We start from the raw sequence: 18,678 nt of genomic DNA, 5'->3' as shown, positions 1-18,678 counted from the left end.
ACAAATTAGCATGTCAGAGGCGATTATGGAAGATGTTACCCATGAGTAACACGAAACAATATAAAAAATGGTGGGAAATTGAATAATTCCCCACCATTTGTATGATTACTCTGCCTTGAGAAGCGCTTTGATCAATTCGTCTCGCGAACGTTCGGCGGCGTTTCTCAAAGATATAGCATCAGGTCCCGACACAAGTACACCGCGGCTCGAATTAACAAGCACTTGTTGTTTAACCCCGGTAAACACTTTATAAAGATCTAACGCACTTGCGCCCTGTGCACCATACCCAGGAGCAAGGATTGGCCCGTTGAAGCTGGCTAGGTCTATACCAAGCTCCTGAAGAGTTGGACCCACTGTTGCCCCGACCACCAAACCGCACGGCCCCATAACAGACCAGTGGCCTTGAGCGTTCTCCTGGTAAGCGGCATCGACAATTCCCTTAGCAACAGAGTGCTCCCCACCGATATGCTGAACAGTCTTGCCCTCAGGGTTAGATGTCAAAGCAAGAACAAAGACGCCGCGCGAGGTCTGCGCTGCCTGATCAAGAGCTGGCCGAAGCGATTCAAAGCCCAGGTAGGGGCTCAGAGTTACAGAGTCTGTTGCCAGAGGTGAACGCTCCCCCAGCCAGGCATCGGAATAAGCGGCCATAGTGGAGCCAATATCGCCGCGTTTGGCATCAGCAATAATCAGCACATCGGCATCAGCAGCCACCCGGTGCAGTTTTTCAAGTACGGCCAAGCCAGCAGATCCGTGGCGCTCAAATAGGGCAACCTGAGGCTTGAGCGCTGCTGAAACGGGCCCGCAAGCTTCAAGCACTGTCAAAGCAAAGGCCTCTAAGGACTCTGGGGTATCAGGCAGGTCCCAGGCAGAAAGCAAACCCGGGTGGGGATCAATCCCTACGCACAGAGGCCCGCGCGACTCCATAGCCGCTGCAAGGCGATCACCGAAACCTACCCGGGCACTCATGCCTGCTCCTGAGTCAGCGCGGCAGCAATGGAAGCGCCGTGTTCCTGTAGGCTCATGACGCCCCAGCTATACTCACGCAGAGCGTTGATACCCTGAACAGCAGCACCGAATTCTGAAACCGTGGTCATGACCGGGCAACCAACCGAGGTAGCAGCCGCACGAATCTCGTAGCCGTCGCCACGGGCCTGGCCACCGGAGGGAGTATTGAAAATCAGGTTGATTTCGCCATCACGAATCAAATCAACGATGGAACGCTCCCCCTCAGGTGTATCAGCGATCTTTGCAACAACTTGCGATTCAACACCGTTTCGTCGGAGCACCTCTGCGGTACCGCCTGTTGAAACAATCTCAAAGCCAAGCTGCTGAAGCATCTTGACGTAAATAATCGAGTTGCGCTTGTCGCGGTTAGCCACCGATACGAAGACCTTACCCTCAGTCGGTAGGCTGGAACCGGCTGCCTTCTCAGCCTTAGCGAAAGCGGTGTCAAAGAAGCGGTCCAGGCCCATAACCTCACCGGTAGAGCGCATCTCCGGGCCCAGCAGGGAATCAACAACGATACCTTCGGGGGTGCGGAAGCGACTGAAGGGGAGCACCGCTTCCTTGACAGCAATCGCGGTACCAGCGGGCAGTGAAGCTCCGTCCATGCTAGCGGGCAGGTAGCCCTCGGCCTTCAAATCGGCAATGGTCTTACCTGCACCAATCAGAGCTGCGGCCTTAGCGAGCTGTACACCCGTTGCCTTTGAGACGAAAGGAACAGTGCGCGAAGCGCGGGGATTGGCTTCAATGACGTAAAGAATCTCAGACGCGACAGCGAACTGAATGTTAATCAGACCCCGTACACCAACGCCCTGAGCGATTTTGAGGGTTGCCTCTTTGACCTGCTCAACAAGATCGGGGCCGAGCGTGATCGGCGGCAGGGCACAGGCCGAGTCACCGGAGTGAATACCGGCTTCTTCAATATGCTCCATGACCCCACCTAAGTAGAGCTCCCTTCCGTCATAGAGAGCATCAACGTCAATCTCGACAGCGTCCTCGAGGAACTTGTCGATGAGGGCAGGCTGAGAGGGCGAAATCTCGGTTGCATTTTCCAGGTAACGGGCCAGCTGTTCTTCACTGTAGACAATCTCCATGCCACGGCCACCCAAGACGTAGGATGGGCGAACCAGGACCGGGTAACCTATCTCGTCAGCAACCTTCTTGGCGTTCTCAAAGGTGAAAGCCATGCCGTTCTTGGGTGAAATCAGGCCGGCTTCTTCCAAGACGCGTGAGAACTCACCACGGTCTTCGGCTAGGTCAATTGCCTCGGGCGAGGTACCCAGAATCGGAATACCAGCAGCCTTAAGCTCCTGAGCCAGCTTGAGCGGGGTCTGCCCACCGAGCTGAACAAAGACACCCATCAGGCCTCCAGTTCGGCGCTCTGCCTCAACAATCTCCAGGACGTCCTCTAGGGTGAGGGGCTCAAAGTAGAGGCGGGTGGAGACATCGTAGTCAGTGGAGACAGTCTCGGGGTTGCAGTTAACCATGACGGTCTCATAGCCGGCCTCACGCAGGACCAAGGAGGCATGCACGCAGGAGTAGTCGAACTCGATACCCTGGCCGATGCGGTTTGGCCCTGAACCAAGAATCATGATGGAGGGCTTCTCGTGGTGCGCTACCTCATCTTCAAGATCGTAGGAAGAGTAGTGATAGGGGGTGAAAGCCTCAAACTCAGCGGCGCAGGTATCTACGGTCTTGAAGACCGGGCGGATGTTGAGAGCATGGCGGATACCCCGAACCACTGCCTCATTCATGCCCAGAATCTCACCGATTTGCGCGTCGGAGAAGCCATGTCGCTTAGCAAGGCGCAGGGTCCGCTCGTTGAGTGTCTTGGACTGGGCGATTTCAGCAGCCACCTCGTTCAGCAGAACCAGCTGGTCCAGGAACCAGGGGTCGATGGCCGTTGCTTGGTAGATCTGTTCAACGGTGGCACCTGCAAGCAGAGCTCGCTGGACCTGGAAGATACGCTCGGTGGTTGCCACCTTGCTACTTTCAATCAGCTCTGACAGCTCAGCAGAACTGAGCTGGGGCTGGTCAAAACGGAAGGTCGAGCCCTTTTGCTCCATGGAGCGCATAGCCTTTTGCAGAGCTTCAGTAAAGTTACGGCCCAGAGCCATAGCTTCTCCCACACTCTTCATGGTGGTAGTCAGAGTGGGGTCAGCCGCAGGGAACTTCTCAAAGGCAAATCGGGGAACCTTAACCACAACGTAGTCAAGGGTAGGTTCAAAGCTAGCCGGAGTCTTCTGGGTAATATCGTTGGGAATTTCGTCTAGGGTGTAGCCCAGCGAGAGCATGGTTGCGATCTTTGCGATGGGGAAACCGGTTGCCTTGGAGGCCAGAGCTGAAGAGCGCGACACACGGGGATTCATCTCAATGACGATGATACGGCCGGTAGCCGGGTCAATGGCGAACTGGATGTTGCAGCCACCGGTATCAACGCCCACCTCACGAATCACCTTGATAGCGATATCACGCAGGCGCTGGTACTCACGGTCGGTCAGAGTGAGGGCCGGGGCAACCGTGATGGAGTCACCGGTATGAACACCGACCGGATCAAAGTTTTCGATGGAACAGACGACAACCACGTTATCGTTCTTGTCCCGCATCATTTCCAGCTCGTATTCTTTCCAGCCCAGGATTGACTCTTCGAGCAGGACTTCGCTGGTGGGGCTGTATTGGATACCGGCACCGGCAATGCGGTGCAGGTCGGCCTCATTGTAGGCCATGCCGGAGCCAAGACCACCCATGGTGAAAGACGGGCGAACCACCATGGGGTAGCCCAGTTCTTTGGCCGCTTCAAGGGCTTCCTCCATGGTGTGAACAATGACTGACCGGGCAGATTCGCCACCAGCGCGTTCGACGACACCCTTGAAGGCTTCTCGGTCTTCACCCAGGTTGATAGCCTCGATGTTTGCACCGATAAGCTCAACACCATACTTATCCAGGATTCCCTGTTCATCGAGAGAGATAGCCGCGTTCAAGGCGGTCTGGCCACCCAGGGTAGGCAGGATTGCGTCGGGCTTTTCCTTGGCAATGATTTTTTCAATGACTTCTGGGGTAATCGGTTCTATGTAGGTGGCATCGGCGAACTCGGGGTCGGTCATGATGGTGGCCGGGTTGGAGTTGACCAAAATGACGCGTACACCTTCATCTTTGAGCACGCGGAGGGCCTGTGTACCTGAGTAGTCGAATTCGGCGGCCTGACCGATAACGATGGGGCCTGAACCGATGACCAGAATTGATGTGAGATCGTGACGCTTGGGCATGGTTCTTTTCCTTAGTTCTTCTTTTCGAGCATGAGATCAATGAAACGGTCAAAAAGGTAGGCCGAATCGTGCGGGCCAGCCGCGGCTTCTGGGTGGTATTGAACCGAGAAGGCCGGGATGTCGAGGCAACGCAGACCTTCTACGACCTGATCGTTGAGGCCGATATGAGAGACCTCTACACGACCAAACTCTGAGTTGGGGGCGGTCACAGGGCCATCAAGCGGTGCATCAACAGCGAAACCGTGGTTCTGGGCAGTAATCTCTACCTTGCCCGTGGTGCGGTCAAGCACGGGCTGGTTAATGCCACGGTGGCCAAAAGGTAGCTTGTAGGTGCCAAAGCCCAGGGCACGGCCCAGCAACTGGTTGCCGAAGCAGATTCCGAAGAAGGGAGTGCCGGTTCGCAGGATGTCCTGGAGCAGTTCAACCTGCTGGTCGGCTGTTGAGGGATCACCTGGGCCGTTGGAGAAAAAGACACCGTCAGGTCTCAAGCCCTTGATTTCTTCAAGTGTTGCGGATGCAGGAAGGACATGAACACGCACACCGCGCTCTGCGAAGCGCTGAGGAGTCATGGCCTTAATCCCAAGGTCAAGAGCAAGCAGAGTGGCCCGCACAGGGCCGTCCCAGCCCCAGTCAGCCGGTTCAACAGTGTAGGCGGCCTCAACGGAGACGCGATCTGCCAGCTTCTGCCCCTTCATGGGCGCGGCTTCTTTGACCTTTTCAAGCAGTTCAGAAACAGGCTGTTCTGCATGGCTACCGGTAAAGATACCGGCCCGCATGGCACCGGCGCTGCGCAGGTGACGGGTCAGAGCGCGGGTGTCGATGCCCTGAATACCCACGATGCCCTGCTCAATCAGTTCTTCATCCAGAGAACGCTCGGAACGCCAGTTGGAAGGGCGACGAGCCGCATCACGAACCGCGTAGCCGGCAACCCAGATACGTCGAGATTCAGCGTCTTGCCTGTTGACACCCGTATTACCGATGTGGGGGGCGGTCTGGATAACAATCTGCCCTGCGTAGGAGGGGTCGGTGAGGGTTTCCTGGTAGCCGGTCATGCCGGTAGAGAAAACCGCCTCGCCCAGAGTAGAACCTATAGCTCCGTAGCTTTCACCACGGTAGACGGTGCCGTCTTCAAGGACAAGGACGGCGGTTTGGGGGGTACTGGCTTGCTGAGACAAATTCACACTTCCTCTTGATCTTGGTCGGTTAGGCCGCAGTTAGCGGCTAAGAGTTGAGACAGGCCAATCGGGCAGGGTTGTGGATGCCTGCGGCGCGATAGCCCGGATAGCGGAGAGCAAAGATTGCTTATCGATGGCAAACTGAGTGCGGAAGCCGGTATCGACTGCGTTTCCGTTCAAGGACCAGGACACCATGACCAGGCCGTCCTTTTCAACGAACTTGCCGCTCATACCTGACTCTGTTCTCACGGCAATAATGTCGGTCGCGGGAATCCAGATATCTTCGGCACCATCACGTGCAATAATCAGTGCATTGTCAAAGACAAAGAAAGTTCCTGCTGCCTTGACTCCCAGGGTTTGGGTAGCGATTCTATCGAGCCAGTCCCCCATGATCGTGGTGGCAATGTAAACACCGGGGACGGCCAGGACGGATTCGGCATCGTCATAGTGGGCTGGTACGGGGGGCAACTCCCCCACCTGTACCTGCCGCTTTTGACGACTTTTCCAGCCTGCCCGCATTGCCCAGAAAATAAGGAGGCAGAGGAGGGCCAGAATGAGGGTGGGGATGAGCTTTTCCTGCACGGTCTTCTCTAATCTGTGGTTGGTGCCCAAATTAGGCAGCGGGAACGGGGGAATTGAGTTTGCCATCAAGCACGGTGGGGTGGCCGCTGTAGAAAGTGGCAACAACCATGCCGGGGACTTCGAGACCGCGGTAGGGGTTGTTTTTACCCTTGGTTGCCTGAGCCTGCGGGTCAATCAGGCGGGTCGCTGCGGGGTCAACCAGAACTAGGTTTGCTGGTTCTCCGGCTTCTAGGGGGCGTCCCTGCTGGTTGGCTAGACCAATTTCAGCAGGCTTGGTGCTCATGATTCGGGCGACATCAGCCCACCTGATGTACCCGGTGTCGACCAGGGTTTTCTGCACGATGGAGAGAGCCTGTTCAAGCCCGGTCATCCCGTTAGCTGCACATGCCCACTCACAGTCCTTGCTTTCTGCCGGGTGCGGGGCATGGTCAGTACCGATGATGTCAATAATCCCATCGGCAACTGCCTGGCGCAGGGCCAGAACGTCCTCTTCGGTCCGTAAGGGTGGGTTGACCTTATAGACGGGGTCGTAGGTTCTCACCAGCTCATCGGTTAGCAGTAGGTGGTGGGGGGTTGCCTCTGCGGTGACGTTAATTCCCCGTTCTTTGGCCCAGCGGATGATTTCTACCGAGCCCTTGGTGGAGAGATGGCAGATATGCAGACGCGAACCAACGTGATCTGCAAGTAGTACATCGCGGGCAATGATAGATTCCTCAGCTACCGCGGGCCAGCCAGCCAAGCCTAGCTCAGCTGATACCTTGCCCTCGTTCATCTGGGCGCCTTGGGTCAGGCGCGGCTCCTGGGCGTGCTGGGCAATGACACCGTTGAATGTCTTGACGTATTCCAGGGCGCGGCGCATCAAAGCCGGGTCCCATACGCACATGCCATCATCCGAGAAGACGCGTACCTGAGCTCGTGAATCTGCCATAGCACCAATTTCTGAGAGCCGCTCTCCTGCCAGGCCTACGGTGACGGCACCGATAGGTTGAACGTGAACCCAACCCGATTCGCGGCCCAGCTCATAGACCTGCTCGACAACACCAGCGGTATCGGCTACAGGCTTAGAGTTAGCCATTGCAAAGACTGAGGTGTAACCGCCCAGAGCTGCCGCACGGCTGCCGGTTTCTACGGTTTCTGCGTCCTCTTGGCCGGGTTCACGAAGGTGGGTGTGTAAATCGACCAGGCCGGGCAGAGCGATGAGCCCCTTAGCCTCAATGATTTGAGCTTCAGCGGCTTGAAGGTTCTCCCCCACTTCAGCAATCTTCCCGCCGCGAATGAGAATGTCGGCGGTCTTTTCACCGAGCAGTGATGCTCCCTTGATGAGATAAAGATGAGAGGTCATAGTGTTCTCTTTTCCTTGCGGGGTTAGGAACCCGAGTAGAAGTCAGCGGATGAGCCACCGGTCATGAGTAGATAGAGCACGGCCATACGGACCGATACGCCGTTAGTGACTTGGCGAAGCACCCAGGAGCGGGGTGAATCAGCTGCTTGGGCACAAATCTCTAGACCTCGGTTCATGGGGCCGGGGTGCAGAATTGCGGTTTCATGGCTAGCGCTATCAAGCCTGATAAAGCGTTCAGGGGTAAGCCCCCAGCGGCGGGAATATTCTTGGCTGGAGGGGAAGAAAGCGTCGTTCATACGCTCTTTTTGGATGCGCAACATCATGATGGCATCAAGGCCTGACTCAATCGCATCGTCAAGGTCGTAGTAAACTTCTGCTGGCCAATGTTCGATTTCCACCGGTAGCAGGGTCGGTGGTGCAACAAACTTAACGGTTGCACCTAAGGTGTGAAGTAGCCAGAGGTTGGAGCGGGCTACACGGGAGTGCAGGATATCTCCCACAATGGCGATCCGCATGCCCTCAAGGGTGAGTCCTCGGGTCTCGCGCCCCTCAACACGGGCCTTGAACTGCCGGAGAGTCATAGCATCGAGCAGAGCCTGAGTAGGGTGGGCGTGGGTTCCATCACCGGCGTTGAGAACAGGCACATCAATCCAACCTGCTTGGGCTAAACGCTGGGGTGCCCCAGAGGCACTGTGCCGGATAACAACTGCATCAGCCTTGATAGCCGCTAAGGTCTGAGCAGTGTCTTTAAGAGATTCGCCCTTGGAAACAGAAGACCCTTTGGCGGAAAAATTGATGATATCTGCAGAGAGCCGCTTCTCTGCTGCCTCAAATGAGAGGCGGGTGCGGGTGGAGTCCTCGAAGAAAAGATTAACAACGGTTCTGCCTTGAAGGACGGGCAGTTTTTTGACCTCGCGCTGGCCGATTTCACCCATGTAATCGGCGGTGTCGAGAATATCGAGAGCTTCTAGCAGGCTCAGGTCTTGGGTATCCAGTAGGTGTTTCATGCACCAGCCCCCTGTTTGGTTGATGCCTTCTGAATAATCACTACCCGGTCGCTGATAGCGTCTATGCTCTCCAAGAGGACTTTGACGGATTCGCCGGAGCTGGTGGGCAGGTTCTTTCCCACATGGTCAGCCCGGATAGGTAGTTGCCTGTGGCCCCGGTCCACGAGAACGGCTAACCGAACTACCGCTGGGCGACCGTAATCTTTGAGGGCATCGAGAGCGGACCGAATGGTCCGCCCTGAGTAGAGGACATCGTCGACCAATACCACATTCTTGCCGTCAATCCCGGCAGCCGGTAGACGCGTTGGCTGTGGGGTTCGCCCGGGCATAGACCTGAGATCATCACGGTACATGGTGATATCGAGTTGGCCGAGCGAAAGGGCTGGATTAAAGCCGGAATCAGTCTGCGCTATCTTAGCGGCGATCCTTTCGGCAAGAGGATATCCTCGGCGTGGAATACCCAGCAGAACCAGATTTTCACTGCCCTTGTTGGCTTCCAAAATTTCGTGTGCAATGCGCGTGAGCGCACGCTCTATGTCGGCTTGCTCCAGAATCACTCTCTGGTGTTCTGGGTCTGAAGATACACCGGTGGTGTCCATCATGTGCCGGCCTCCTTCCCCGCCTCACAGGACGGACTTAAAGGTTGCTGTCGCACTTCAATTTACCATGTCAGGTTACCCGGTGGTATGAGGACCACAAAAATATTACGTACGGGACGCACCTTATCGCTGTACAGTCCCAAGGCCCGGAGGCAAAATCCCCACCTGCTCAATGAGCGGGTGGGGATAAAAAGTAGGAACTATGCCAGAAGGGTCGGCTTAACCTGGCGCAAACGATCCAACAAACCGTTGACAAATTTGGGTGAGTCATCGGTTGAGAGGAGCCTTACCAGGCCGGTGGCCTCTGAGATAGCTACCGCATCGGGAATCTCATCATTGTAGAGAAGCTCCCAGGCACCAAGTTGCAGGGCAACACGGTCAACACTGGGCATGCGGTCCATAGTCCAGTCCTGCGAATAGGTTTCAATGTACTCCCGAATTTCTTCGGCGTGGTCACGGACACCGCGAACCACCTGCTCGGAGTACAGGGAAATCTGTGCTGAGGTATGCATACGTCGACGGGTAAGAACATCAAGGATGTCATCGCCACGCTGGTCAGCTTCAAACAGGACTTCGAGGGCACGAAGTCTAGCTTTGGTTCTTGAATTCACGGTACTTAGTCGTTGACGCGACCCAGGTATTCACCAGTACGGGTGTCAACCTTAACCTTTGTACCGGTCTCAAGGAAGAGAGGAACCTGAATCTCAGCGCCGGTTTCAACGGTTGCAGGCTTGGTGCCACCGGTTGAACGGTCACCCTGCAGGCCGGGCTCGGTGTAGGTAATTTCGAGGACTACAGATGCGGGCAGTTCAATGTACAGAGGTGAACCCTCGTACATGGCAATAGTAGCTGTCTGGTTTTCCAGCATGAACTTAGCGGCATCGCCCACGGTAATCTCAGAAACATTGATCTGATCGTAGGTCTTGAGGTCCATGAAGACATAGTCAGTGCCGTCCTGGTAAAGGTACTGGTAGTCTGAACGGTCAACGGTTGCAGTCTCAACCTTGGCACCTGCGTTGAAAGTCTTATCAACTACCTTGCCGCTGGTGACGTTGCGTAGCTTGGTACGGACGAAGGCACCACCCTTGCCGGGCTTTACGTGCTGGAACTCGATAACGGACCAGAGATTGCCATCAATTTTCAGAACGACACCGTTCTTGATATCTGCGGTAGTAGCCAACAGACTCTCCTCTAATAAATAATTTTTCAATAAGCGTTGCGGGTTAAACCGTAGACCAGTCTACCGCTTCCCCCGGGTGATTGTGCGATTACTTGGCGAGTTTCACACCGTCTGGGCTTTTGCTATAGCGGCTATGCCGCGACCTCTTGGTAGGTCATGAAGAGAATTGAGTCATCGGGAACTTCGTAGATACGGGGCCTAGCCAGCCCTTCAAGCACCACAAACCGCAGAAGACTACCGCGAGCCTTTTTATCTCGGCGCATAGTTTCTAGTAGCTTTGTCCAGCGATCGGCCGGGTAAGTGATCGGCAGATTGAGAGACTGACAGATCGCGCGTGTACGCTCCACCGTTGCCTCGTCCAAGTAGCCGGCAGCCAGTGACAGCTCAGCAGCAAAGACCATGCCAACTGCTACCGCAGCACCGTGACGCCACTGGTAGCGTTCAGCATGTTCAATAGCGTGGCCCAGGGTGTGCCCGTAGTTGAGGAACTCACGGCGGCCACTTTCTTTCAGGTCTTCAGAGACAATCTCGGCCTTGACCCTAATTGACCGCTCAATAAGTTCACGTACCACATGGGACTGAGAATCACGGACCTTGGAGGGGTTCTGCTCAATCAGATCGAGAATAACCGGGTCGGCAATAAAACCACACTTGACGACCTCCGCCATACCGGTCAATAGCTCATGCTCCGGCAAAGTTCGTAAGACACCCAGCTCGCAGAGCACAGCTGCCGGCGGGTGGAAAGCACCCACCAGATTTTTTCCCTCGGCAGTGTTAATGCCGGTTTTCCCCCCGACGGCAGCATCCACCATGCCCAGTAGAGTTGTTGGGATGTGGATAACGCGTACTCCACGCAACCAGGTGGCAGCAACAAAGCCAGCCAGGTCCGTGACCGCCCCACCACCGACCGCAATCACCGCGTCGCTGCGGGTAAAGTCGTTCTGCCCCAATACCTGCCAGCAGAAAGCCGCAACCTGAATGTGTTTGCCCTCTTCAGCATCGGGAATTTCAGCCGAAAAAGCTTCAAAGCCGGCTCTACGCATCTGATCCATGACAAGCTCACCGGTCGAGCGGAGTGCTCTGGGATGAATCACCAAAATCCGCCGCGTACGTTGTCCTAGAATCTCGGGGATTTGTCCGAGCAGATCATGGCCAACCAGCACCCGATAGTTTTCGCTCGGCTGTGAACCTGTTACCGGAATGACGGTTGTCTCTCTTGTAGTCATGCTCCACCTTTTCGGGTTGTGATGATGAAGTTCTGTATCTCGGCGGTCATAGCGGTGATACTTCTGCCGCCTCTGGCATCGAGCGTATAACTGGCTAGAGACTCATAGCGTTCCCTCCGCGACTCGAAAATTTCCGACCATTTTTCCACAGGATTAGGTTGCAAGAGGGGCCTGGTCTTGCTGTTTTGGATACGCGGTGCCACAGTTTCTGCATCGACCTTGATATACACCACAGTCTGATTCTTTAGAATCTCAGCGACGGCGTCAGTCATAGGTGCTCCCCCGCCCAGAGAAAAAATGGTGTTTCGTCGGGCAGGGGAAGACAGGACTTCTTCAATGACAGCGGCTTCAATTTTACGGAATTCAGTTTCGCCGTAGTCTCCGAAAATCTGTGAAATCTTTCCGTACTTCTCGACAATCAGATGGTCTGAATCAAGGAACTCGTAACCGTAAAAGCGAGACAAGTGGGTGCCAATATAGGACTTACCAGCAGCCATGGGGCCAATCAAGACAACGGGGCGGGACTTTTCGATATAGGTTTCTTGAACCTCTCGTACCTGGTTAGGAGCCAGAACCTCAGTCATATCGATCGCGTGGGTACGGGACCGGGAGGGCATGGTTACTTGCTCCACCCTGCTACCTTAGATTCCCAAGCCAGCGACTTAGGAATAGCCGTCAGGTAGGCATCCAGGTTGCGCCTGGTCTCGGCAATGTTATCGCCCCCAAACTTCTCGAGAGCGGCATCGGCAAGCACCAGCGCTACCATAGCTTCGGCAACCACGCCTGCGGCGGGAACAGCACACACGTCAGAACGCTGATGGTGCGCCTTTGCTACTTGGCCGGTTGAGGTATCAATAGTCGCCAGAGCCTTGGGCACGGTTGCAATTGGTTTCATAGCCGCACGAACGCGCAAGAGGTCGCCAATGGTCATGCCGCCTTCAATACCCCCGGCCTTGTTAGAAGCACGCTGGACTCCTGCATCACCCGGAAGGATTTCATCGTGCGCCTGAGTGCCAGGCCTGCGGGCAGTTTCAAAACCGTCACCGACTTCAACACCCTTGATAGCCTGAATCCCCATCAGAGCTGCGGCTAGACGTGCATCCAGACGACGGTCCCAGTGCACGTAAGAACCCAGTCCCGGGGGCAAGCCGTAGGCCAGTACCTCAACAACCCCGCCCAGGGTCTCACCATCTTTGTGGGCCTTATCAATACATGTCACCATAGCCTCAGAGGTTGCGGCATCGAAACAGCGAAGCGGATCAGCGTCCAAGGCCTGCACATCGCGCGGGGTGGGGCGAGCAGCATCTGCGGGGGCCTCTACCCCAGCTATCGCTGTAGTGTGACTGACTAGCTCAACATCAAGAGCCTTCAAAATCTGAGAGGCAACTACGCCAAGGGCAACGCGGGTTGCGGTCTCGCGGGCACTAGCGCGTTCAAGCACCGGGCGAGCCTCATCGAAGCCATACTTTTGCATACCGGCAAAATCTGCGTGGCCGGGGCGGGGGCGGGTCAGAGCCGCGTTGCGAGCACGGCCTTCAAGCAGTGCGGGGTCTACCGGGTCAGAAGACATGACATCGACCCACTTAGGCCACTCGGTATTGGCTATCTCAAGCGCTACGGGTCCGCCCTGGGTCTTGCCGTGGCGAACACCGCCCAGGATACGCACAGCATCTTCCTCAAACTTCATTCGTGCGCCACGACCGTAACCGAGCCTGCGACGGGCCAGAGCGTCGCGCACCATCTGGCTGGTCAGCTCAAGACCGGCAGGGACACCTTCGATAATTCCGACCAATGCTTGGCCGTGTGATTCACCGGCTGTTAGCCAACGCAACATCTCTAACCTTCTTTATCATTACCTGTGGGTCTACTGTCTAAGATTTCCAAAAAAGCCCGGTGATAGCAACTCTTGCACCACCATTCGGGCTAACCTACATGCCCAGTGCGCTCGGATCACTGACCCGCTGGGGTAGGTACCCCGTCAGCGGTAGGTCCACAGCCTTTCGCATAGCTTCCAGGACCTGCTGCTCGTAAGGTAGATAATCTTCAAGCGACCGGCCCGTGAAGAGCCTGACCTGGTCCACTGCCTGGTACATGAGCATTTCAAGGCCGCTGGTTACCCTCCCGCCAGATTCTTGGTAAGCCAAGGCTAGCTTGGACGGCCAGGGGTCATAGGACACGTCAAGAAGGTAGCCCGCTCGCTGTGCGCGGGGCCCTGTTTCGACCACCTTGTCGGCTGCCCCCGCAGGTAGCGTACTGATTGTCAGCTCATACTCCTCGAGCCTAGACCAGAACTCAGCAAGCGGGATAAAAGTTAGGTCCATACCCAACCGCTGCGCGGCCTGCTGGGCTCCCCCTGCGCGACGTGGGTCCCGCACAAAGACATCTACCCCGGTAGAGCCCATAAAACGTAGGGCCGCCAATGCTGCGGTTGCGGTACCGCCTCCGCCCAAAACAGCGGCCCGGGCAGGTAGACCCAACAAACCTTCCTGTCTCAGGGCATTCACAATTCCAGAGACATCGGTGTTGTGACCAAAAGACCGCCACAAGCCCGCTATCTCTCTCCAGTAAACAGTGTTGACCACCCCTACCGCACGAGCGAATGGGGTCAGTTCATCCAGGTAGGCCATAACAGCGGATTTAAGGGGCATAGTGACCGAAAAACCGCAGGTTGAGCTGTGGGGGCCAAAACACTCGAATACAGAGGCTAGTTGGTCCTCTACTGTATCGAGACACTCATAAACGATCTGCTCCCCCAGAACCCGGTAGGCGGCCTGGTGCAGCGCTGGCGACTTACTGTGCCTAATGGGGTGCCCCAAGACAAAAGCCTTGGGGCACGAGGTCAAGCTGTCACTCATCTACTGGCACTCATCCGGGTGAGCAGAACAGTACTTGTTATAGACTTCTACGTTCTTAAGGTGCTGGCTGTAGGTCTTAGCAAACAGCGTCTCACCAGTGCTCAGGTCCACTGTGACCCAGAAGTAATAGTCATTCTTCTCGGGGTTAGCTGCCGCCTTGATGGCCGCAGCACCCGGTGAACCAATAGGACCGAGAGGCAAACCCTGGTAGTAGAAGGTGTTGTACTTATTACTGGAGTCCTGTTTCTGGGCATCGGAGATGTGATAACTCTTAATGCCCAGCCCGTAGGCTACCGTAGCATCCGACTGCAGGTAACCGTTTGTTTCGCCATCGGGGTTGTTCAGTCGATTTTCAATTGCACCTGCAATCGGCAAGTAGTCCTTTTCGCGGCCCTCAAACTCCAGAATCGAAGCTACCGTGATGACATGGAAGATCCGGTCGTCACCGCTCACCCCGTCCTCTTTAAGCTGGTTCAAGGTGTTGTCAACCATAATCTGTAGGATTTCTTGAGCAGATGCTTCCTTGGGGAAACGGTATTCACCCGGGTACAAGAAACCTTCGATTGTAGGGAACTTAGACGGGATACCAAAGCTGGTGGGTTTTTCAGCCAGGTTCTTAAAATCTTGCTGACTGATACCCGTGCCTTTAGCAAGAGCATCGAGTGTTTCATCCATGCGCCAGGTCCGCGCAATTGCAACATAGTTGGTATTGGCTTCATCAACGCGAAGCAACTCATCGAGAGCGGCAGAACTACTCATTTCCTTTTGCAGGGTGTAGTCCCCTGGCTGGAAGAACTGGTCGGAAGCCTTATCGGAGTAGACCTGAAGAAAACGATCGGCGTTAGCAATAACTCCTTGTTCTTCAAGGGAATTAGCGATGCCAATGACCGAGGCACCTTCGGGAATCGTGAAGGTCACTTCAGTACCGTTACCGCTTCCAGCAAAATCTTTACGCTGGAACCATCCCATCTGCGGGCTGATAATCGAGATAACCAGAACAAGCGCAACAGCAAAGACAAGACCGGCTGAAATCACGAAATTACGGCTTCGACGTTTCGCGCGTTCACGCTCATCGCTGCTGAATTCTTCTTGATCAGCAACAACGGCACCACCAAGCAGGCCCTCAAGATCAGTTTGCTGGTTCCGGGTCCGCAGGGTGCGTCGACGCGGAGGGCGGCTAGAACTCGAGTTTTCAGACATTCGGGTTCTCCGTTTCATGGTTGAAGGTGCTTGGGGCAGATAAGGTGGAGGGTTCTGTCAGCTCCACCTGATAACCAGGTAAATGCTGACCCACCTTAAGGGTATCGACCGCATGTTGCAAAATGTTGACTGCGGCCACCTGATCGACCATTGTTTTGAATTCTTTGCTGGAGACACCAGCCTCATGAAGAGAACGGTGTGCGCTTACAGTAGTGAGCCGTTCATCCACCAACCACACAGGTACTTGCTGTAACTCAGCGGCCAGCTCATTCACAAGGGCCTCGGCGTACTCACGAGCCATGACTGTGGAGGAGCTCTCTCCCCCGCTCATCGTTTTAGGTAGTCCCACAAAAACCTCCGTGACTTCATTGACCTCGATGAGTTTACGAAGCACACGTCTGTCTGAGTTCTTCTTCAGATCGCGACGTAGGGTTTTGAGCGGGGTTGCGAGTATGCCATCGGGGTCGCACAGGGCCAAGCCGACGCGGGCATTACCCACATCGACTCCCATGCGGCGGCCTCTTGTGAATGTCACCGGTTTAGGCCCCCAGCTGCGAAATAGCTTGACGGATTGATGCGAATGCCTCATCAATCTTGGTGGCGTCCTGGCCACCGCCCTGGGCAAGGTCGTCCTTGCCACCGCCACCACCACCCAGAACGGAAGTAGCGGTACGAACTAGCGCACCGGCCTTAACACCGGCATCGCGAGCAGCCTGGTTGGTAGCTACAAGGATCACCGGACGGCCGTTGTTTACACCGGCAACAACAACAGTTGCGGCATCTTCGCCCAGACGTGATCGTAGGTCAAGAGCCAGCTCACGAACGGCACCGGCATCGAGCTCACCGGCATTGTGGAGCAGAGTACGAACAGTCCCCACCATCTCGGCGGATTCGGTTAAGCGGCCTGCCTCGGCCTGGAGCTTTTCCTTGCGGAGCTTAGCGAGCTCCTTTTCAGCTTCCTTAAGCTTGGCCAGAGTCTGGGTAATCTTATCGGGCAGATCCGCCGAAGACTGAACCTTGAGCAGACCTGTGAGCTGGTTAACCAGGGTACGCTCGGTTGCAAGGTGATTGAAGGAGTCAAGACCAACCAGCGCCTCAACACGGCGGTTACCCGAGCCTACAGACTGCTCAGTCAGCAGGGTCAGCGAACCAATCTGGGCGGTTGAAGCAACGTGAGTACCCCCGCAGAGCTCGCGGGAGAAGTCCCCGCCCATCTCGACAACACGAACAGTCTCGCCGTACTTCTCACCGAAGAGGCTCATAGCACCCAGCTTCTTAGCTTCATCGAGAGGCATCTGGCGGGTCACAGTTTCAAAGTTATCGCGAATCGCAATGTTAGCGACTTCTTCAACTTCTTGCTTAGCGGCATCAGAAAGCCCCTCGCCCCAGGCGAAGTCAAAGCGCAAGTAGCCTTCCTTGTTGAAAGAGCCCCGCTGGGTTGCCTCTTTGCCCAGAACCTGGTGCAGTGCAGCGTGGATGATATGGGTACCGGAGTGGGCTTTCTCGCCATCCTGGCGGCGCTGAACATCGACCTGAGCCACAACAGCTGAACCGCTCACCGCTTCGCCCTCACGAACCACAGCACGATGGACAGAAAGACCCTTAACGGGCTGTTGAACGTCCGAAACATCAATGACGAACCCGTTACCGGTAATGACACCGGTATCGGCAGCCTGGCCACCGGCCTCAGCGTAGAAGGGGGTCTCGTCAAGGACAACTTCAACCTTCTGGCCAGCAGAAGCGGCAGGAACGCTCACGCCATCTACCAGTAGAGCGCGCAAGGTAGTCTCGGTGCGGAGCTGATCGTAGCCGGTGAAGACCGAGCCGCGTTCATCAGCGAGCTCACGGAAAACAGAAAGATCGGCCATGCCACCCTTCTTAGCCTTAGCATCGGCCTGTGCACGGTGACGCTGTTCTTCCATCAGGGCACGGAACTCTTTTTCATCAACGGTCAGGCCGGCTTCCGCTGCCATCTCCAGAGTCAGGTCAATGGGGAAACCGTAAGTATCATGCAGGGCAAAAGCCTCGGCACCGGAAACAAGGTTCTGCCCCGCAGCCTGAGCAGCCTTAACGGCACCTTCCAGACGCTCAGTACCGCTTTCGATGGTTTTCAAGAAGGCACGCTCTTCGGCGTAGGCAATACGTGAGATGCGTTCGAAATCATCAGCGACGTAGGGGTAAGCACCGGCCATTGCATCGCGTGAAGCGGGGAAGAGGACGGGTAGGCAGGGCTCAGTAACGCCCAGCAGACGCATAGCGCGAATAGCGCGGCGCATCAGGCGACGCAAGATGTAGCCGCGACCCTCGTTGGAGGGGGTAACCCCGTCTGCAATCAGCATGAGCGAAGAACGAATATGGTCTGCTACAACACGCATACGCACGTCATCGTCGTAGCCTTCATCCTGGGCGTTCTCTGAACCGTGGTACTTCTTACCTGAGAGCTTTGAAGCGGCATCGAGAACAGGGCGAACCTGGTCAGTCTCGTAGAAGTTTTCTGCACCCTGCAGGAGCATTGCAAGACGCTCAACACCCAAACCGGTGTCAATGTTCTTCTTGGGGAGGTCACCGAGAATCTCGAAGCTGTCCTTGCCGGTGCCTTCACCACGCTGGTACTGCATGAAGACCAGGTTCCAGATTTCGATGTAGCGGTCATCATCGGCCGCGGGCCCACCATCTTTACCGTACTCGGGTCCACGGTCGTAGAAAATCTCTGAGTCGGGGCCTGCCGGGCCGGGCTGGCCGGTTGACCAGTAGTTCTCGGCCATACCCATCTTCTGGATACGTTCAGCGGGGAACTTAACATCGTTTACCCAAATGTCGTAAGCTTCATCGTCGCCCTCATAGACAGTAACCCACAGGCGTTCAGGGTCAAGGCCGTAGCCCCCGTCTTCAGGGGACGAAGTCAGCAGCTCGTAGGCCCAGGGGATAACTTCTTTTTTGAAGTAGTCGCCGAAGGAGAAGTTGCCGGCCATCTGGAAGAAGGTACCGTGGCGGGCGGTCTTACCGACCTCGTCGATATCCAGGGTGCGGATGCATTTCTGGACGCTTACCGCGCGTGAGTAGGGAGCGGCTTCACGGCCCAGAAAGTAAGGGATAAAGGGCACCATGCCAGCAATAGTGAACATGGCACCGGGTTCATGGGATACCAGCGACGCAGACGGTACTACGGTATGCCCGCGCTTTTCGAAAAAGTCGATCCAGCGCTTTGAGATTTCCTGTGAGAGCATCGAGGCTATCTTCCTTC

16 protein-coding genes are annotated in these 18,678 nt (G+C 55.8%); all 16 read right to left on the bottom strand.

Annotation, left to right across the window (positions count from 1 at the left end; translation table 11 throughout):
* Window positions 1-105 precede the first annotated feature (105 nt).
* A complete protein-coding gene (gene pyrF / locus ACN082_RS04560) occupies window positions 106-966 on the bottom strand; it encodes an orotidine-5'-phosphate decarboxylase (RefSeq protein ID WP_419099659.1) in 861 nt (286 codons plus the stop codon).
* The gene (gene carB, locus ACN082_RS04555) at window positions 963-4,268 is read right to left on the bottom strand and encodes a carbamoyl-phosphate synthase large subunit (protein WP_419099658.1); all 3,306 of its coding nucleotides are present in this window, start codon (window positions 4,266-4,268) and stop codon (window positions 963-965) included. The genes pyrF and carB overlap by 4 nt, the downstream gene beginning before the upstream one ends.
* Window positions 4,269-4,279: 11 nt before the next feature.
* Window positions 4,280-5,449: a glutamine-hydrolyzing carbamoyl-phosphate synthase small subunit gene (gene carA / locus ACN082_RS04550; protein WP_419099657.1), complete on the bottom strand. Its 1,170-nt coding sequence runs from the start codon at window positions 5,447-5,449 to the stop codon at window positions 4,280-4,282.
* A gap of 33 nt (window positions 5,450-5,482) precedes the next feature.
* Window positions 5,483-6,025 (bottom strand): hypothetical protein, encoded by a 543-nt coding sequence (locus ACN082_RS04545; RefSeq protein ID WP_419099656.1) that lies wholly within the window; start codon window positions 6,023-6,025, stop codon window positions 5,483-5,485.
* Between the two features lie 31 nt (window positions 6,026-6,056).
* Window positions 6,057-7,367, bottom strand: coding sequence for a dihydroorotase (locus ACN082_RS04540; RefSeq protein WP_419099655.1), 1,311 nt, complete (start codon window positions 7,365-7,367; stop codon window positions 6,057-6,059).
* A gap of 23 nt (window positions 7,368-7,390) precedes the next feature.
* Window positions 7,391-8,374 carry an aspartate carbamoyltransferase catalytic subunit gene (locus tag ACN082_RS04535; protein WP_419099654.1) on the bottom strand — a complete coding sequence of 328 codons (984 nt, stop codon included), beginning with the start codon at window positions 8,372-8,374 and terminating at the stop codon, window positions 7,391-7,393.
* Window positions 8,371-8,976: a bifunctional pyr operon transcriptional regulator/uracil phosphoribosyltransferase PyrR gene (gene pyrR, locus ACN082_RS04530; RefSeq protein WP_419099653.1), complete on the bottom strand. Its 606-nt coding sequence runs from the start codon at window positions 8,974-8,976 to the stop codon at window positions 8,371-8,373. The genes ACN082_RS04535 and pyrR overlap by 4 nt, the downstream gene beginning before the upstream one ends.
* A 197-nt stretch (window positions 8,977-9,173) precedes the next feature.
* Entirely contained in the window at window positions 9,174-9,584 is a 411-nt protein-coding gene (gene nusB, locus ACN082_RS04525; protein ID WP_419099652.1) for a transcription antitermination factor NusB, read from the bottom strand.
* A gap of 5 nt (window positions 9,585-9,589) precedes the next feature.
* Window positions 9,590-10,153, bottom strand: coding sequence for an elongation factor P (gene efp, locus ACN082_RS04520; protein ID WP_419099651.1), 564 nt, complete (start codon window positions 10,151-10,153; stop codon window positions 9,590-9,592).
* A 131-nt stretch (window positions 10,154-10,284) separates the two neighbouring features.
* On the bottom strand, window positions 10,285-11,379 hold the full coding sequence (gene aroB / locus ACN082_RS04515; protein WP_419099650.1) for a 3-dehydroquinate synthase: 1,095 nt from the start codon (window positions 11,377-11,379) through the stop codon (window positions 10,285-10,287).
* Window positions 11,376-12,011 (bottom strand): shikimate kinase, encoded by a 636-nt coding sequence (locus tag ACN082_RS04510; RefSeq protein ID WP_419099649.1) that lies wholly within the window; start codon window positions 12,009-12,011, stop codon window positions 11,376-11,378. Before ACN082_RS04510 ends, aroB begins: the two co-directional genes overlap by 4 nt.
* Window positions 11,999-13,213: a chorismate synthase gene (gene aroC, locus ACN082_RS04505; RefSeq protein ID WP_419099648.1), complete on the bottom strand. Its 1,215-nt coding sequence runs from the start codon at window positions 13,211-13,213 to the stop codon at window positions 11,999-12,001. Before aroC ends, ACN082_RS04510 begins: the two co-directional genes overlap by 13 nt.
* Before the next feature lie 94 nt (window positions 13,214-13,307).
* Window positions 13,308-14,234 (bottom strand): shikimate dehydrogenase, encoded by a 927-nt coding sequence (locus ACN082_RS04500; RefSeq protein WP_419099647.1) that lies wholly within the window; start codon window positions 14,232-14,234, stop codon window positions 13,308-13,310.
* Complete coding sequence (gene mltG / locus ACN082_RS04495) at window positions 14,235-15,434, bottom strand: endolytic transglycosylase MltG (protein WP_419099646.1); 1,200 nt, start codon at window positions 15,432-15,434, stop codon at window positions 14,235-14,237. It lies immediately after the preceding gene.
* Window positions 15,427-15,945 (bottom strand): Holliday junction resolvase RuvX, encoded by a 519-nt coding sequence (ruvX, locus tag ACN082_RS04490; RefSeq protein ID WP_419099804.1) that lies wholly within the window; start codon window positions 15,943-15,945, stop codon window positions 15,427-15,429. The genes mltG and ruvX overlap by 8 nt, the downstream gene beginning before the upstream one ends.
* 28 nt (window positions 15,946-15,973) lie before the next feature.
* The gene (alaS, locus tag ACN082_RS04485; protein WP_419099645.1) at window positions 15,974-18,661 is read right to left on the bottom strand and encodes an alanine--tRNA ligase; all 2,688 of its coding nucleotides are present in this window, start codon (window positions 18,659-18,661) and stop codon (window positions 15,974-15,976) included.
* Window positions 18,662-18,678 lie beyond the last annotated feature (17 nt).

The organism is Rothia sp. CCM 9417 (assembly GCF_048513575.1).
Taxonomy (GTDB): Bacteria; Actinomycetota; Actinomycetes; order Actinomycetales; family Micrococcaceae; genus Rothia.
The sequence above is the reverse complement of the archived record's forward strand: the minus strand, read 5'-3'. Positions and strand labels throughout refer to the sequence as shown.

Coding starts and splice junctions, on each gene's coding strand:
- pyrR (WP_419099653.1), bottom strand. CDS start 8,976: ATGATGGACACCACCGGTGTATCTTCAGACCCAGAACACCAGAGAGTG.
- ACN082_RS04535 (WP_419099654.1), bottom strand. CDS start 8,374: ATGAAACACCTACTGGATACCCAAGACCTGAGCCTGCTAGAAGCTCTC.
- mltG (WP_419099646.1), bottom strand. CDS start 15,434: ATGTCTGAAAACTCGAGTTCTAGCCGCCCTCCGCGTCGACGCACCCTG.
- pyrF (WP_419099659.1), bottom strand. CDS start 966: ATGAGTGCCCGGGTAGGTTTCGGTGATCGCCTTGCAGCGGCTATGGAG.
- alaS (WP_419099645.1), bottom strand. CDS start 18,661: ATGCTCTCACAGGAAATCTCAAAGCGCTGGATCGACTTTTTCGAAAAG.
- ACN082_RS04500 (WP_419099647.1), bottom strand. CDS start 14,234: ATGAGTGACAGCTTGACCTCGTGCCCCAAGGCTTTTGTCTTGGGGCAC.
- ACN082_RS04540 (WP_419099655.1), bottom strand. CDS start 7,367: ATGACCTCTCATCTTTATCTCATCAAGGGAGCATCACTGCTCGGTGAA.
- ruvX (WP_419099804.1), bottom strand. CDS start 15,945: ATGGGAGTCGATGTGGGTAATGCCCGCGTCGGCTTGGCCCTGTGCGAC.
- carB (WP_419099658.1), bottom strand. CDS start 4,268: ATGCCCAAGCGTCACGATCTCACATCAATTCTGGTCATCGGTTCAGGC.
- aroB (WP_419099650.1), bottom strand. CDS start 11,379: ATGACTACAAGAGAGACAACCGTCATTCCGGTAACAGGTTCACAGCCG.
- aroC (WP_419099648.1), bottom strand. CDS start 13,213: ATGTTGCGTTGGCTAACAGCCGGTGAATCACACGGCCAAGCATTGGTC.